The 16405-nt window shown below is 50.3% G+C and carries 16 protein-coding genes; 3 read left to right on the plus strand and 13 right to left on the minus strand.

Annotated elements, in window-relative coordinates:
• Window positions 1–16 precede the first annotated feature (16 nt).
• From GS398_RS09270 to GS398_RS09315, 10 genes are all read right to left on the minus strand, one after another.
• On the minus strand, window positions 17–1264 hold the full coding sequence (locus GS398_RS09270; protein WP_160906487.1) for a DUF1015 domain-containing protein: 1248 nt from the start codon (window positions 1262–1264) through the stop codon (window positions 17–19).
• A gap of 131 nt (window positions 1265–1395) precedes the next feature.
• Window positions 1396–2352, minus strand: coding sequence for a D-2-hydroxyacid dehydrogenase (locus GS398_RS09275; RefSeq protein WP_202406002.1), 957 nt, complete (start codon window positions 2350–2352; stop codon window positions 1396–1398).
• Window positions 2353–2522: 170 nt separating this feature from the next.
• Window positions 2523–3590, minus strand: a complete 1068-nt coding sequence (serC, locus tag GS398_RS09280) for a 3-phosphoserine/phosphohydroxythreonine transaminase (protein ID WP_160906488.1) — start codon at window positions 3588–3590, stop codon at window positions 2523–2525.
• A gap of 48 nt (window positions 3591–3638) precedes the next feature.
• Window positions 3639–6056, minus strand: coding sequence for a carboxypeptidase-like regulatory domain-containing protein (locus GS398_RS09285; RefSeq protein WP_237488149.1), 2418 nt, complete (start codon window positions 6054–6056; stop codon window positions 3639–3641).
• Window positions 6057–6058: 2 nt separating this feature from the next.
• Window positions 6059–6724 carry a ribulose-phosphate 3-epimerase gene (gene rpe, locus GS398_RS09290; protein WP_160906489.1) on the minus strand — a complete coding sequence of 222 codons (666 nt, stop codon included), beginning with the start codon at window positions 6722–6724 and terminating at the stop codon, window positions 6059–6061.
• A 171-nt stretch (window positions 6725–6895) separates the two neighbouring features.
• Window positions 6896–9040: a polyribonucleotide nucleotidyltransferase gene (gene pnp / locus GS398_RS09295; protein ID WP_160906490.1), complete on the minus strand. Its 2145-nt coding sequence runs from the start codon at window positions 9038–9040 to the stop codon at window positions 6896–6898.
• Window positions 9041–9166: 126 nt separating this feature from the next.
• Window positions 9167–9445 (minus strand): 30S ribosomal protein S15, encoded by a 279-nt coding sequence (rpsO, locus tag GS398_RS09300; RefSeq protein WP_160906491.1) that lies wholly within the window; start codon window positions 9443–9445, stop codon window positions 9167–9169.
• Window positions 9446–9557: 112 nt separating this feature from the next.
• Window positions 9558–10172 (minus strand): IMPACT family protein, encoded by a 615-nt coding sequence (locus GS398_RS09305; RefSeq protein WP_369410246.1) that lies wholly within the window; start codon window positions 10170–10172, stop codon window positions 9558–9560.
• 4 nt (window positions 10173–10176) lie between these two features.
• Window positions 10177–10371: a hypothetical protein gene (locus tag GS398_RS09310; RefSeq protein WP_160906492.1), complete on the minus strand. Its 195-nt coding sequence runs from the start codon at window positions 10369–10371 to the stop codon at window positions 10177–10179.
• A gap of 4 nt (window positions 10372–10375) precedes the next feature.
• Window positions 10376–10816: a DUF5990 family protein gene (locus GS398_RS09315; protein ID WP_160906493.1), complete on the minus strand. Its 441-nt coding sequence runs from the start codon at window positions 10814–10816 to the stop codon at window positions 10376–10378.
• A 56-nt stretch (window positions 10817–10872) separates the two neighbouring features.
• Between GS398_RS09315 and GS398_RS09320 the strand changes: the two genes are divergently transcribed.
• Both GS398_RS09320 and GS398_RS09325 read left to right on the plus strand, forming a co-directional pair.
• On the plus strand, window positions 10873–11295 hold the full coding sequence (locus tag GS398_RS09320) for an acyl-CoA thioesterase (protein ID WP_160906494.1): 423 nt from the start codon (window positions 10873–10875) through the stop codon (window positions 11293–11295).
• A 22-nt stretch (window positions 11296–11317) separates the two neighbouring features.
• Complete coding sequence (locus tag GS398_RS09325; RefSeq protein WP_237488150.1) at window positions 11318–12919, plus strand: arylsulfatase; 1602 nt, start codon at window positions 11318–11320, stop codon at window positions 12917–12919.
• A gap of 18 nt (window positions 12920–12937) precedes the next feature.
• Here the strand turns inward: GS398_RS09325 and corA are convergent, their stop codons facing one another.
• Window positions 12938–14056: a magnesium/cobalt transporter CorA gene (corA, locus tag GS398_RS09330; protein WP_160906495.1), complete on the minus strand. Its 1119-nt coding sequence runs from the start codon at window positions 14054–14056 to the stop codon at window positions 12938–12940.
• Window positions 14057–14058: 2 nt separating this feature from the next.
• Window positions 14059–14667, minus strand: coding sequence for a WbqC family protein (locus GS398_RS09335; RefSeq protein WP_160906496.1), 609 nt, complete (start codon window positions 14665–14667; stop codon window positions 14059–14061).
• A 46-nt stretch (window positions 14668–14713) separates the two neighbouring features.
• On the opposite strand from GS398_RS09335, the gene GS398_RS09340 reads away from it, so the two are divergent.
• Window positions 14714–15808 carry a glycosyltransferase family 2 protein gene (locus GS398_RS09340; RefSeq protein WP_369410247.1) on the plus strand — a complete coding sequence of 365 codons (1095 nt, stop codon included), beginning with the start codon at window positions 14714–14716 and terminating at the stop codon, window positions 15806–15808.
• Between the two features lie 199 nt (window positions 15809–16007).
• On the opposite strand, the gene GS398_RS09345 is transcribed toward GS398_RS09340, so the two are convergent.
• Window positions 16008–16316 carry a hypothetical protein gene (locus GS398_RS09345; RefSeq protein ID WP_160906497.1) on the minus strand — a complete coding sequence of 103 codons (309 nt, stop codon included), beginning with the start codon at window positions 16314–16316 and terminating at the stop codon, window positions 16008–16010.
• Window positions 16317–16405 lie beyond the last annotated feature (89 nt).

Consider the following 16405-nt stretch of genomic DNA (forward strand, 5'->3'; position numbering starts at 1 on the left):
TTCGCAAGCGCAAAGATCAGAGTTCGTCGACCTGGTGAATAAGTAACCCGGCACGAAACTTCGGTTCGAACCACGTCGATTTGGGGGGCATTACCTCACCTGAGTCGGCCACGCGGATGAGCTCATCTATCGAAGTGGGATACAAGGTAAATGCAATGGCAGTCCCGCCATCGTCCACCATCCTGGACAGCTCCTGGAGCGGTGTGGTACCCCCTATAAACTGGATCCTGTTATCGGTACGGGGATCGCCTATCCCTAATATAGGATTGAGTACCAGGTCCTGCAATAAGCTTACATCAAGTTCCGCTACAGGATTGTCATTGCCCGGATGCTGATCTTTTAACGAAAGCAGGTACCATTTACCGGCGTGATACATCCCGAATCGGCGGGGACCTGGTGGTTTTAGCGGTTCGTTTGCCGGGGAATTTTCCAGGATAAAATGTGTTCGCAACTGTTCGAGCAACGCGGTGGTACTTAGCCCCCTGGTGTCGCTTATCAGCCGGTAGAATTCGTAAACTTTCAGTTGCCCGGTGGACATATACACCGACGTGAAGAAATTGTACTCCTCTGTTCCCCGGTGTTTAAGGTTCAGTTTGCGGCGTTCGATCCCATACCCGCAGGCCGATGCCGCGCGGTGGTGACCGTCGGCTATATACGTTCTGCCTAGGTTCGAGAAAATACCGACCAACTCTTGCAGGCGGTCCGGCTCGTTTATGCACCATAACTTGTGGCGCTCGCCTTCGCTGGCAAACTCCAGTAACGGTGCGGTCTCCATCGCAGTTCTTATCACGCGGTCAATCTGTTCGTTAGGCAGGTGGGCAATTAGCACCGGGTTGGCGTCGATGCCAGTTTGACGGATATATTCAATCAATGCATTTTCGCGCTCTTTGCGGGTGTGCTCGTGTTTACGTACCGTATTATCGAGATAATCGTCTATGGAAGTTACTGTCCATATCCCACACTGGGTCAATCCGTTGTGAGAAATTTCATAAACATATACAGCCGCTTTCTCATCTCTTACCAGGATGCCCTGTTCCAGGAAATCATTAAAATTTTCGTTGATGATTTTATAAGCCAGCTCCTTACGCGAGCCCCTCAGGTAGGGATTCAGGATCTTAGGCACCAGCATGTTCACGTACGAGTACGGGTTTTCCTGCCGGATCGTTTTGGCGTCGTCCAGGCTCAGGTTTTCCAGCTGCAGTGCTACCTTGGCAGCGATTGCAGGGGAAGGATGAATACCGGGGAAAGGTTTGATCTTTGGCATGTAAATCTGGTTAAAGCTGGAAGCCGGAGGTATAAGTCTGAACGCCCGGGTCTACTCAACTAATTGTCCTGTTCATAACGAAACACTTCGGCACCCAACTTTAAATTTCCAGCTTCAACCTTCGAACAAATTTACTTTTTATCCGAAAAAAACTCAATGATCAGGCTTGCCAGCTCTGTTCCGATCCGTTCCTGGGCTTCGTTGGTAGAAGCGCCGATATGCGGGGTAAGGGAAACTTTCGGGTGAATGAGCAGCTCGCCAAGCGGAGTTGGCTCGTTATCGAACACGTCCAGTCCGGCGAATGCCACCTGGCCAGAATCAAGCGCATCAAGCAACGCATTTTCGTCGATGGTACCACCTCGCGAGCAGTTGACCACACCGACGCCTTTTTTCATTTTGCTGAACTCTTCTTCGCCAAGGATCGGTTTATCCAGGAAAGGAATGTGAAGACTAATGAAATCAGACTGGCTGATCAATTCGTCAAACGCAGCTTTTTGCACAGGAACGCTTACGGTGATACCGCCCGCCAGGGTAAGCTCCAGCGAGGTAGGGAAATCATAAACGTCGAAGGCAAGCACTTCCATGCCAAGACCGAGCGCTACTTTGGCGGTCTCCCGCCCGATCCGCCCGAAACCGATAATGCCGATCTTTTTGCCGCGCAGCTCGATGCCTTTGGCATATGCCTTTTTCAGGTCATTAAATTTAGAACCGCCTGTAACAGGCATCTTGCGGTTCGAATCGTGCAAGAAGCGAACACCAGTAAATAAGTGCGCGAACACCAGCTCCGCTACCGACAAGGAAGAAGAAGCGGGTGTATTTACAACTGCCAGCCCTTTCGAGCGTGCATAATCCACATCGATGTTATCCATTCCAACGCCACCGCGGCCGATCAGCTTAAGACTTGGTACCGCATCGATCAGGTCTTTGCGCACTTTCGTGGCGCTCCTTACCGTAATGGCATCATACGCATGCAATTTTTCCGCGAGCTCGGCCTGCGGGATATTTTCGGTGTCTACTATAAATCCGGCTTCTTCCAGTAATTTTTTGCCTATGGGATCAATACCATCATTGGCGAGTATTTTTATCATTCCAGTTATCAAGTTTTCGGTGGTCAGTGGTCAGTGGTCAGTTTTCAGTGGTCAGTTTTCAGTGGTCAGTTTTCAGTTTTCAGTTTAGTTATCAGCGGTCTGTAAAGGCTGTGATGTTTAGGCACCGCGCCGGAACTGATCACTGATACCTGACCACTGACAACTATTCCCTATTTATTTTTTTCAGCGAAATCCTGCATCGCTTCAATCAGCCGGTGTACGCTGGTGATCGGCAGTGCGTTATACATAGAGGCCCTGAAGCCGCCTACGCTGCGGTGGCCTTTAAGGCCGATGATATCGAGGTCTTCTGTAAACTTAAGGAACGGTTTTTCGAACTCCGGGTTTTCCATTACGAAACAGATATTCATTCTCGAGCGGTCTTCCACCTTGCAGGTACCTTTAAACAGCGGGTTACGGTCGATCTCCTCGTATAAAGCACGCGCCTTAGCAGCGTTTTCTTTATCGATCTCGGCGATGCCTCCTTTTGACTTGAGCCATCTCAGGTTAAGCATGGATACATAAATAGAGAATACCGGCGGTGTATTGTACATAGAACCGCCCTCGATCTGCACCTGGTAATCGAGCATGGAAGGGAGCTTACGGTCCACTTTTCCAAGCAGCTCGTCTTTAACGATCACTACCGTGACGCCTGCCGGGCCAATGTTCTTTTGCGCCCCGGCATAAATCAGGCCGAAGTCGGCCACGTTTACCGGGCGGCTGAAGATATCCGAAGACATATCGCAAACCAACGGAACGGCCGTTTCAGGGAACTTGTGCAGCTCAGTACCATAAATGGTGTTATTGGAAGTAACATGGAAATATGCCGCATCAGCCGGTACTTCGTAATCCTTGGGGATGTACGTATAATTCTCCGCTTTGGAGGAGGCCACTACGTTTACGTTGCCGAAGAGCTTTGCTTCCTTTACCGCTTTATTCGCCCATACCCCGGTATCTAGGTAAGCCGCTGCCTGGTCGCTGTTAAGCAGGTTCATAGGCACCATTGAAAACTGGAGGCTTGCCCCACCCTGGAGAAACACCACCGAGTAGCCTTCGGGCACTCCGAGCAGTTCCTTTACCAGGCGCACCGATTCATCTACCACCGCTTCAAATTCAGGAGTACGATGCGAGATCTCCAGGATGGAAAGGCCCGTATCGTTAAAATTTAACACCGCCTGTGAAGCTTGTTTAAACACTTCCTGCGGTAAGATGCATGGTCCGGCACCGAAATTATATTTCATATTTTTCAAGTTAATGGTGTCAAAATTAGCAGAATAATATTGTTTTCTTTATTTGTTTTTAATCTTTGCAATCAGCCGGATATTTAGCTGTCGCGAAGTAAGATAATTGGGTACCGCGTAGAGGTTATTATTTACATCTTTTATCCAGAGGTACGACACTGTATTATTGATATTCAGGAGGTTAAACACCTCGGCGTAAGCCACGAAAGAATGAAAATATTTCTCCAGGAACCGTGGTTTTTTGGATAGCTGTTCGTCGAGGAAATCCTTCGAAAAGCCTATATCCACCCGCCGGTAGGCCGGAATCTTAAATACATCGCGGTAGCGTTCTGCCGACGGCGGACCGGCCGGGAGCGCCGAGCCATATAAGAGATTAAGGTGCACTTTGTAGGCGGGATTCTGCAGCAGCTGGTCCTGGAAAAACACCGAGAAATTGATCCGCTGGTCCGTAGGCCTTTTCAGGTACCCAGGCGTTACCCGGGTTGTATTTCCTGCCGCATCTTTGACAAAATAAAAATCGTTTTGAATATCCTCCGCCGTTTTCATGAGCGAAAGGCGGAATGCCGATTCGAGGCCTGGCACGAACTGTCCGCTCAGGTTCAGGTCGGCGCCAGCCGCATATCCTTTCGCCAGTTGGTCGGCAAGGTAGCGGATGCGCAGGTTTTCGATCTTGTAGGGCACCAGTCTATCGAGTTTCTTGTAATAAAGCTCGGAGGTAAACGTAAGCGTAGTACCCAGTCCCTGGAATACATAATCCGCCCCGGTGAGGAAATGTAACGAGCGCTGTGCTTTGGTAGAGAGATTTAAAGTTCCGTCGAAATTGCGAAGTTCCCGGTAATAGGGCGGTTGATTATAGGAGCCGGCGGCGAGGCGAAAGGAGAACCGGTTATTGTCAGGCAGGCGGTACATCAGGCTAACGCGGGGGCTTAGCAGCAATTCTTCCGTGAGCGTATTGAAGTTGCTGCGCACACCCGCAGAAAACTTAAGCCCGTAAGAAAGATCATAGGTACTTTGCAGGTACATGCTCACCTTGTCTGCTTTCACGCGGTTGTCGGCGCTGATATAATCTCCGGAAGGAAGCTTCGCCGGTAAGATGTAACCGGCAGAATCCGTTACGCTGTATTCCCTCAGCTGGTCGCGGATATGCGAGAATTCGTACCGTGCGCCCCACTCCCAGAAGGACGTACTTTTTTGCTGGTAGGCACGGATCTCCGTGCTGTATATCCGCGAAGAGAGCTCGTTCCTGGCATGGTCGAGGTAAGAGCCTGTACCGCGGTTGATCTTGAGCTCGCCTGCTGATGCGCCCGTCATGGTTTCCTCGAGACGGTATGCGCCCTCGATATCAAAATTTTCTTGCTCATTGGCACGTGTAACCGCATTTATCCATTTAATGTTCAGGATATCCGACGGCTTGTAAAGAAGCGTCAGAGCGCCTGTAAACGTATCGTAACGGTCGGATTCTTTTCCGCGGTAAGCAACATCCAGCCTGAGGTAACGTTCACTGGTACCGAAAGTAGTTTCCCGGGACGCAGGAACGAGCACAAAACGGTTGTAATTGTAGCCCGCCAGCAGCGAAGCCGCAAGCTTGGGGTGAATATCCCGCTGGTAGAGGAACTGGAAATCGTAAAAGTCGGGCTGATAACTTCCTTTTACCTCCTGCCCCCGGAGCAAGCCCTGGTTATTTTTGCTGCGCATTCCCAGCAGGTAATAGCTCTTTTTATCTTTCGCAGGAGATTTTACCGCTGCCGAAATGCCCAGCAGGCCGATAGAGACCCTGGTCTCGCCGGTGTCGGGCCGCGTATAGCGGATATCCAGCACAGATGACAGCTTATCGCCATACCGTGCTTCATAACCGCCCGCGAAAAAGCTGACCCTTCCTGCCAGGTCGGGGTTAATGATGCTTAAACCCTCCTGCTGCCCGTTACGCACAAGCAGCGGGCGATAGATCTCGATGTCGTTTATATATACCAGGTTCTCGTCGAAATTACCTCCCCTCACCGAATACTGCGAGCTCAGCTCGTTATTGGCAGAAACGCCTGGAAGCATCTTAAGTATGGATTCGAAATTACCGGAAGCGCCGGGAAAATTAGCAATGGACCCGGCGTTCATGATATTTGCGCTTCCTGCCCTTGCCGCCTGGATCCTGATCTCTTCGAGCGGACGAACGTCCTTTTGCATCGTCACGTCCTGTATAAATACATTCCCCACGGAGAACTGGATCTCGATGGTTTGAGCCAGGTAGCCTGTACATGAAAAGGTGAGATTGGAATTCCTGTTCCTGATGGTGATGGCGTAGACGCCGTTATTGTCGCTTTGCGCGATGATCTTCTCACCGTTCACCTTGATGGTGACGTGCGAAAGCGGTTCTCCCTGGGAATTTTTGATCGTGCCGGTTACCTGTCTGGCGGTTTGTGCCGCTGCGATACCAGCCACAAACATGAAGATAACCAGCAGCACCGCTTTCATGGTTATGCCTGCATTACTTCGGGGCTGAGGTTTTTAAGACCTGCAATTACCTGCCTCGGATCGGGAGCGCTGAATACAAAGTTTCCGGCCACCAGCACGTTGGCGCCTGCCGCCAGTAACGCCCCGGCATTGCTGCTGCTCACGCCGCCATCGATCTCGATATGTACCGCGTGCCCGGCCGCCATGGCCGCCAGTTTGCGGGTCTTCTCAAAAGTATGACCGATAAACTGCTGCCCGCCAAAACCGGGATTAACCGACATAAGCAGTACCTGGTCGATATCTTCCAGGATATCTTCCAGCACGTGCACCGGGGTGTGGGGGTTCAGGGCCACTCCTGCCATACAGCCTGCCTCGCGGATGGCGTGAACGGTGCGGTGTAAATGTGTGCAGGCCTCATAATGGACGCTGATCACCGCTGCGCCGGCATCCCGGAAACGGGTAATATAACGGTCGGGGTCTACAATCATCAGGTGAACGTCGAGCGGCTTTTTTGCGTGTTTAGCGATGGCCTCGGCCACGGGAAACCCGAAAGATATATTGGGAACGAAAACGCCGTCCATAATATCTACGTGGATCCAGTCGGCCTCGCTTTCGTTGATCATTTCAACATCGCGCTGCAGGTTAGCAAAGTCAGCTGCGAGAATAGATGGGGCAACCAGGTGCTTCATGGCTCAAACTTACAGCAATAATGTAAGAGACACAAAAAGTTCAATGTTTCGTTATCCACAACGCATAGAAGGCACCGCGAAGTCATCGGGGAATATACCGCTAAACGGATCTATTAAACAAGAAAGCCGCCCCGGAATGGGACGGCTTCAAATTAACTTCTAAGCGGGTTATTATTCAGCGCCTTTTTCGTCGGGACGAGGAGGACGCGGTAACAGCGCTTTTCTCGATAACTTAAGTTTACCCTGTTTATCGATATCGAGCAGTTTTACGCGTACTTCGTCGCCTACTTTAAAGATGCCATCCATGGTTTCGTACCGTTTCCAGTCGATCTCCGAGATGTGCAGCAAGCCGTCTTTGCCTGGCATGATCTCCACGAACGCACCGAAAGGCATGATGGATTTCACTTTTCCTTCATAGATCTCGCCTACTTCCGGACGGGCAGCAATTGCGCGGATACGGGATACGGCTTTATCGATAGCCGCTTTATTATCAGCGAAGATCTCTACGATACCCTGGTTGTCGACCTCCTCGATGGAGATCGTGGCACCGGTTTCACGCTGCATTTCCTGGATGATCTTTCCGCCCGGCCCGATCACGGCGCCGATAAATTCCTTATCGATACGAAGCGTAACGATGCGTGGCGCATGCGGTTTATAATCTTCGCGAGAAGCAGAAATGGTTTTCTTCATCTCGCCAAGGATATGTAAGCGGGCTTCTTTAGCCTGGTTAAGTGCCGCAGTGAGCACTTCCCAACGTAAACCGTTGATCTTAAGGTCCATCTGGCAGGCAACGATACCTTTTTCGGTGCCGGTTACTTTAAAGTCCATATCGCCCAGGTGATCTTCATCACCGAGAATATCGCTCAGGATGGCATATTTGCCTGTTTTCTCATCGGTGATCAATCCCATTGCAATTCCCGAAACAGGTGCTTTGATCTTGATGCCGGCATCCATCAGTGCAAGTGTACCGGCACAAACGGTCGCCATAGAAGATGAGCCGTTCGACTCGAGAATATCCGAAACGATGCGGATGGTATAAGGGTTAAGGTCTGAATCAGGCAATACTTTCTTCAAAGAACGCATGGCCAGGTTCCCGTGACCGATCTCGCGTCGGCCTGCGCCACGGTTCGGACGCACTTCGCCGGTCGAGAAGCCGGGGAAGTTGTAATGCAGCAGGAACTTGTTATAGCCGTTGATAAAAGCGCCATCGATCATCTGCTCATCAGATTTTGCACCCAGCGTAACAGTGGTTAACGATTGAGTTTCACCACGGGTGAACACAGCCGATCCGTGGGCGGAAGGCAGGTAACCTACTTCGCTCCAGATCGGGCGTACGGTGCGTACATCGCGGCCGTCGAGGCGCATGCCTTCGTCGAGGACCAGATTGCGGATGGCATCGTACTGCACATCGTGGAAATATTTCTTAGCCAGGAAGCCGGTCACGTTATCGATCTCTTCGCCTAAGCTGGCGATAAAGTCCATTAATACGGCGCCGAACTGGTCGCCGCGCTCATGCTTAGGCAACTGTAGTTTGGCGATGGCGTAAACTTTGTCGTATGTAGCGGCGAAAACCTGCTCACGAAGCTCAGGGTTGCTCGGCTCGTGGTTGTACTCGCGTTTTTTTGTTTTGCCCACCATCTCTGCAAGCTCGATCTGTGCCTGCACCTGGATCTTGATGGCTTTGTGCGCAAATTCGATCGCTTCGATCATCTCCGATTCAGAGATCTCGCTGGCTTCACCTTCCACCATGCCGATGTCGTTCATAGAACCGGCAACGATAAACTCGAGGGTTGCACGCTCAAGATCGCTCATCAGGGGGTTGATCACCAGTTGTCCGTCGATCTTCGCCACACGCACTTCAGAGATCGGTCCGTTAAACGGGATATCCGATACGGCAAGCGCCGCAGAAGCTGCGAGGCCGGCAAGGCTGTCGGGCATGATGTTTTTGTCGGCAGAGATCAGGGTGATCATTACCTGCGTGTCGGCGTGGTAATTATCAGGGAACATCGGGCGCAGCGCACGGTCAACCAGGCGTGAAATTAATACTTCGTAGTCTGATAAACGTGCCTCGCGGCGTAAGAAACCTCCCGGGATGCGGCCCGTGGAAGCATATTTCTCCTGGTAATCCACGGATAGTGGTAGAAAGTCGATGCCTTCTTTTGCATCCCTGGTCGAAACCACGGTTGCCAGCAGCATCGTGTCGCCCATTTTTACCACTACGGAGCCATCCGCCTGTTTTGCAAGCTTACCGGTCTCGATTTCGATCATACGGCCATCGCCCTGATCGAACGTTTTTTTAATTGCGTTGTAACTCATGTTGTTTTGCTTTCGGTGCACTTTTCCTCTTTTGAGCGCACCTTGTTTTATTGGGTTTTGTTTTGTTGCGAAAAATAAAAAGCCACCCCGTAAACTTGAGATGGCTTTAATGTGCTTGGCAAAGAATTATTTGATGATATCCCTTAATTCCAATGCTTTGATAATGGCACGATACCGGTTGATATCTTTTTTGTAAAGATATGCCAGGATGGCGCGGCGTTTACCTACCAGTTTCTGCAGGGCAAGCTGTGTTGAAAAATCCTTTTTGTTCTTTTTCAAATGCCCTGTTAAATGAGCGATACGCGAGGTAAACAATGCTACCTGACCTTCGGCCGAGCCTGTGTCAGCTGCACTTTTACCGTGCTTAGCGAAAATATTCGCTTTGTACTCTGTACTTAAATACATTACCTGAATAATATTAAAGTGGTTAAAAATTTTATAATTGGGTGCAAAGGTAATAATTAATGAACAATTAACAATGGGAATCAACAATATTGTATCACACGTGTTTCGCTGGTTAAATCGTACCCAGGTAAGTACTCTTAACCCCGCTGATATCCCCCACCATGTCAATCATGCGGTTAACGTTTCCTTTCGCAATTGCGATTTCAAGGAGGCATCGGTTGTCAAACTGCTGGTGGATAACCGGAAGATCGTGCTGCTTAATAAGTTTCATCACGTCGTTCATTACGGCGTAACCAAATTCAATTCGATAAATATCGCTGATGGTACGTTCAACGATATCCGCGGAGGCGAGCGCCTGAACCGTTACGGTTTTGTAAGCGTTGATGAGGCCGGGCACTCCAAGCAGCGTACCGCCGAAATAGCGCACCACTACTACAAATATGTTGGTAACATCGGCCGATAACAGCGTGTTGAGGATCGGTCTCCCGGCAGATCCCGCCGGCTCGCCGTCGTCGCTGATACGAAAAACCGACCGATCGGGCGTAAGGCGCATTGCACGGCAAAAATGAACAGCCCGGGGATGCTGCTTACGTAAAGCGTCTAATAAAGGTTTAGCCTGTTCTTCGGCAGTGACAGGGTAAGCAAAGGCGATGAAACGACTGCCGCGATCGGTGAAAGCCGCTTCGGAAGGAGCGGCTATGGTTTTATAGGTATCGGAGAACAGCACCAGGTTAGATTTTTACCATCCGGGAATCCGTCTCCAGGCGTTCCACTGATGCTATACGCAACATATCATGGTACCCGGGAAAGAGCAGGTTTAACAAATAATTGTATTCCAACGGGTATATCAATCCATCGCTAACGGTCAATTCGATGCAGATCACAAAAACAACCAGCTGAGGAGCGATACCAATAATCGTCGCCATATGCTTATTTATTTTCGAGTTTCCAACCTTTAAACGGTTTCACGGTCGCACAATTCGGCGTACCGTCGCTGCCCTTGCCGGGAACCTGCGCCTGCAATACAAAGGACTCTTCGTTTAACAGGATATTCACCGTATCCCAGCCGATGCCCCTCAGGGGCACTTTTAACCTGCGTGTCCATTCAGAATCCCACTGGCCGGCGCTTTTACCGATGTCGATATAAATAAAGCGGTCGCCGGTAGCGCCATGCACCTGCTTACCAAGAAAATCGGGGGCGTCGTCCTTACCTTGCTTAACCCTGACAATACATTCGAAAACCAGGTTGGCGCCATCTGATCGTTGCTTTTGCACGATCTTGTAGTTATTGCCGCCGCCTTCCTGGAGACTAAAGTCAACACCTTCGTTCGGGCTTTCGAGCACAATCCTGCATATGAATTCCTGGTTCATAGGTTAAGATTAAGGTTTTCAGATACAAAAACCTAATTTCGAAAAAAAATGCGTTTATGACCAACGATTTCGCATATAGTCGTTTTACCACCGAGTTCCGGGTGCGGCCGGACGATATCGATATGTTTCAGCATGTGCATAACAGTAAATATTTCGATTATGTGCTTGCCGCCCGTTACGACCAAATGGAGCGCTTTTATAAAATGCCCATGGAAGAGTTTATGGAACAAGGGTACGGATGGGTGGTAAAAACGGCACACGTAGATTACAAACGCCCTATGAGCATGGGCGACGAATTTATCGTAGAAACAGGCATAGAAAACATGAGCGGGAAAGGATGTAGGGTACAGTTTAACATCACGATAAAGAAAACGGGCAAGATCGCCTGCGACGGCTGGTTCGACTATGTGCTGATCGACATCAAATCCGGGCGGAGTATGCCTGTTACGGAAGAGATGATCGGAAGGTATTCGATTTGAAGGGCTAAAGAGAATTGAAAAAATGAGGAAAAGGAGATTATTTACAGGGGCGCTGATGATGCTGGGGGTGATTTCGATGGGGTTCGTGCAGGCAGTAAAGCGACCGAACGTTATTATTATCCTGGCGGACGACATGGGTTACTCAGATATCGGGTGTTTTGGCGGCGACGCCCGGACCCCGAACCTGGATGCCCTGGCGGCCGGCGGCTTAAAGATGACACAGTTTTACAATGCGTCGCGGTGCTGTCCATCGCGCGCATCGCTGCTTACCGGCTTGTACCCGCACCAGGCGGGTGTGGGCGATATGGTAAATACCCGGGTACAGCCCGCCTACCAGGGATACCTGAACCAGAATTCGGTAACGATTGCAGAAGCGATGAAGCGCAGTGGATACAACACCTATATGGCGGGGAAATGGCACGTAGGCCAGGCCCCGGAGCATTGGCCGGTAAAACGGGGATTCGACCGGTATTTCGGACTGATCGACGGTGCGAACAGCTATTTTGGAAATATCCCCTACCGCCCTAACCAAACGCTAACCATCGCGCTGGATGATAAGCCGTACGATCCTGGTCCCGGCTACTACAGCACCGATGCCTATACCGATTATGCGATCAAATTTATTGACGAAGGGCAGCCATCGGGTAAACCGTTTTTCCTGTACCTCGCTTACCAGGCTCCGCATTGGCCGCTGCAGGCGCTCCCGGAAGATATCCAAAAATACAAAGGCAAGTTTATGGCGGGTTGGGATGAGCTTCGCATGCAGCGATTTAAACGAATGAAAGCAAGCGGGATCCTGCCGGCAAATGCGGTATTGTCTCCCCGCGATTCGTCGTTACGCGACTGGAACACGCTGAACACCGACGAAAAAGTACGTTGGGATGACCAGATGGCTGTTTATGCGGCCATGATCGACCGAATGGACCAGAACATTGGCCGGCTGCGTAAAAAATTGCGGGAGCTGAAGCAGGATAAAAACACGGTGATCATGTTCCTGTCTGATAACGGGGCGAGCCACGAAAAAATTAACCCGACCGGCTTTACTCCCCAAATGTTCGCCAACAGCCAGAAGATGGCCAGCGAACCAGGTTCCTTTACGGCCTATGGCATTCCCGGCGCCAATGTCAGCAATACACCGTTCAGGATGTTCAAGCATTGGGAATACGAAGGCGGCACCTCTACCCCATTCATCGCTTATGGGCCGGGCATTGTTAAACCAGGCATAAAAAGCGACCGTCCGGCGCATTTAATCGACCTGATGCCTACCTGTCTCGGGCTGGCCGCAGCTCCCTACCCGAAACAGTATCGTGGCAACACCATCACCCCTGCCGAGGGCGTCAGCCTGCTGCCCGTCTTCCGCGGAAACCTGTGGAAAGGACATCCGGCCCTTTTCTTCGAACATGAGGGAAGCAGGGCGGTGCGCCAGGGCGACTGGAAACTTGTCTCGGAATTCCCGGCAAACAAGTGGCAGCTGTATAACATACGTTCAGACAGGGCGGAAATACACGACCTGGGCGCTAAAAACCCGGCAAAAGTGAAAGAGCTGGTCGGCCTTTATGAAAATTGGACAAAACATGCCGGGGTGATCGACTTCGACAAACTGGAGAAGAAAAGAAGCGATTGATGCCTTAGATGTCCAACGTTACTTAAACCACCCTTTCCGGTAGAAATAAAAGACCTGTATTGCGGCCAGCAACCCCATAGCCAGCAATGTGTACAGGTAACCGTTTTCCGCGTATAGCTCGGGCATGTTGTGATGCAGCACCTTCCCGGTTTCGGGATCGGTGTAGGAGAAATTCATGCCGTATACGCCTGCGATAAAGGTAAGCGGGATAAAAATCGAAGAAATGATGGTAAGCACCTTCATGATCTCGTTCATGCGATTGCTGATGATCGAGAGGTTCATGTCGATGAGCGTGGTGGTTACGTCTTTGTAGCTCTCCACCAGGTCCACAACCTGCATACAATGGTCGTAAATATCTTTCAGGAACGTTTTGGTATCCTGGGTGATCAGCGGCGAGTCGCTGCGTATCATATCATTGATCTTGTCGCGTTCGGGCCACGCCGCACGGCGGATGAGGATCATAGCCCGCTTAATCTCCTGGATCTTGTACATAATGCTTTTGTCGGGCTTACGGTATAACAGCTCTTCGATCATGTCGAGCTCGTCGCCAAGCCGGTAGATCAGTCCGAAATAATTATCAATGATCACGTCCATCAGCGTGTACATCAGGTAAGATGATCCCGCGAAGCGGATATTGCCTTTTCCGCCTTCGAGCCTGGTAACTACCGGGTGCAGGCAATCCTGGTAGTTTTCCTGGAAGCTGATGAGGATATCGGGCATCAGGATGAACGACATCTGTTCGTTCTCGATCTCCAGGTTGTCGTTGAGGTAGAGCATGCGGCTGGTAGCAAAAAGATATCCATCATATTCATCGAGCTTGGGGCGCTGGAGCGTACCCGCGATATCTTCGAGCACCAGTTTATGGATGTTAAAGCGCTTGCCGATGTATTCGAACAGCTCCATGCTTCCCAGCCCGCGGATATCTACCCAGTGCGTAAGGCCCTGGTGTTTTGCCAGGTGCGCATCAAGCTCACCGGAATTTTTAATCTCCTGGCTGATGAGCTCGCTTTCGCTGTAAGAAAAAACGGTGATCAGCGGTTCCAGGGCGTCTGCATCGAGCTCGATCACGCCCGGACTGTTACCTGCTACCTGGCGGTATTTTTTTGGTTTGATGGTTATGCGCCTGATCTTCGACATAGTTAAAGGTACGCCGAACTACCGGGTCCCTGGCTGAATAACAAATCTATTACGCTTAAGTTGGAGGCAAATCCGTTTCGGTCGGCAAACAGCTGGAAATAAGGCTTTGCCTGGAAGTCAGACCGCGTTTTGGGGTGAATGCTACCGCGAAGATCGGCCACGGCTGCGGACGGAGGCTGGTAACCGGTCGTATATGTCCATTGAATGTGCATTTTCAGGAACTTAAGCAACAGGCGGAGCAGGGCCTCGTTATAATCGAACAGGAAAGTAGTTTTTTCTTCGTAGAACGATGCGAGCTCATCTTCGTAAAACTCGAAATAAGCGGCGCTCCGGTAGCAGGTTTGCAGGCTCATCCAATGCTGGCGCTGCCAGTTGAAGTCATAGCTGATTTTTACATCCTTAAAAGGTGTGTGCACTTTCGAGCCTTTTATCACCGGTATGATCAGGTCGAGCTTGCCATTGTGCGAACTGATCACCGCCCTGTTGCGGTAGGTTTGTTTTGGGAAATGCTCGTTGCGCTCGAGCAATACCGTATCTTTTGCATGCTTCAGCTCGCTGAAATATTGTACCGGCGGCAAGTAAAATAATGGGAATATCGTGCCTTTATCCATCCTATCCTGTATGTTTGCTGGCGCCGAAAGTAATAAATAGTTATCAGTGATCAGGGGTCAGTTATCAGTTATCAGCGGTCAGCTATCAGCCGTCAGCTATCAGCCGTCGGCTTCTGTTCCGAAAGTGGCCGTGGTGATCATCAATTGGAACGGACGGCATTTCCTGGAGCGGTTCCTGCCGGCTGTTTGCGGCTCTACTTATCCCAACCTGGAGGTGGTACTGGGCGATAATGCGTCGACGGACGATTCGCTGGAATTTACCCGCCTGCACTTCCCGCAGGTGCGAATCTGTGTAAACGACCGGAATTATGGTTATGCCGGCGGCTACAACCGGTTGCTGGAACATATAGATGCCGATTATTTCGTATTGCTCAACTCGGACGTGGAAGTTGTTCCTGGCTGGATAGAGCCCGTTATTAAGCTCATGGAAAGCGACCCGGCCATCGCGGCAGCACAACCCAAGATCCTTTCGTGGCATAAGCGGCAATATTTTGAGCACGCAGGTGCGGCCGGTGGCTATATCGACCGGTATGGCTACCCGTTTTGCCGCGGCAGGATATTCGATTCGGTAGAGGAAGATTCGGGTCAGTACGACACTGCCGGGGAGATCTTCTGGGCATCGGGCGCGGCTTTTTTTATCCGCAAAAGTTGCTGGGATGCCTGCGGCGGGTTCGACGCCGATTTTTTTGCACACATGGAAGAGATCGATCTCTGCTGGCGGCTTAAAAACCGCGGCTACAAGGTAATGTCGTGCCCGGAAAGCACCGTGTACCACGTAGGCGCCGGCACCCTGCAAAGCGACAGTCCGTTTAAGACTTACCTAAACTTCAGGAATAACCTGGTGATGCTGAAAAAGAACCTCCCACCCAATAAGGCAGGCATGATACTTTTCATTCGTTTCTGGCTTGATCTTATTTCGCTCCTGCGCTTTATACTACAAGGGAAATTTAAACTCGCCGGCGCGATAAGCCATGCCCACCGGTACTTCACCTGGAACTACAGAAAAATAAGCCGGAAGCGTGAAAAGAATTTCGCCGAATTTAACGCCAAGGGCCAATGGGACGGCAGCGTGGTGTGGGCGTATTTTGCGAAAGGGAAAAGGAAGTTTGCGCAGGTGGTGAAGGGGGGGAAGGAGGAATAGAGAATAGGGAGTAGAAAGTAGAAAATAGAAAACAGAAAATAGAGAATAGGAAATAGAAAAATAGGCAATAGAAAATAGAGAAAAAGGGAACGGGTAATGAGGATTTCTATTCTATGTTTCCTATTTTCTGTTTTCTATTCTCTATTTTCTGTTTTCTGTTCTCTGTTCTCTACTCCCTATTCCCCATTTTCCCAACTTCCTACAGTATCAGGATCAGCACCAGGATGATGATGATGATGGCACCTACAGAAAGGTATACGCCGCCACCCATCGCACGGGCTTCTTTCTTCATGGCTTTCAGCTCGCTTTTCAGCTCTTTGCGTTCTTCGCGGCTGAGGCTCGATTTATCCATCGACTTGATCTCTTCAACTCTTTGTTTTATTTCCTGGATCCGTACTTGCTGCTGTTCAGTAAGCTCGGGCGCTTTTTTGTCGTCCTTAACATCAGCGGCCATCGTAGTGAATCCCATCATGAGGAATGCAACCAGAACATAGATTTTCTTTTTCATGTTGTTGAGTTTATTTTGTTGTAATAGCTACATAAGCAGGCAACAGGAAAAATTGTTTTAACGCATTAAAAAATTGCATTTTTGCGCTC

Source organism: Hufsiella ginkgonis (assembly GCF_009834915.1).
Lineage (GTDB): Bacteria > Bacteroidota > Bacteroidia > Sphingobacteriales > Sphingobacteriaceae > Hufsiella > Hufsiella ginkgonis.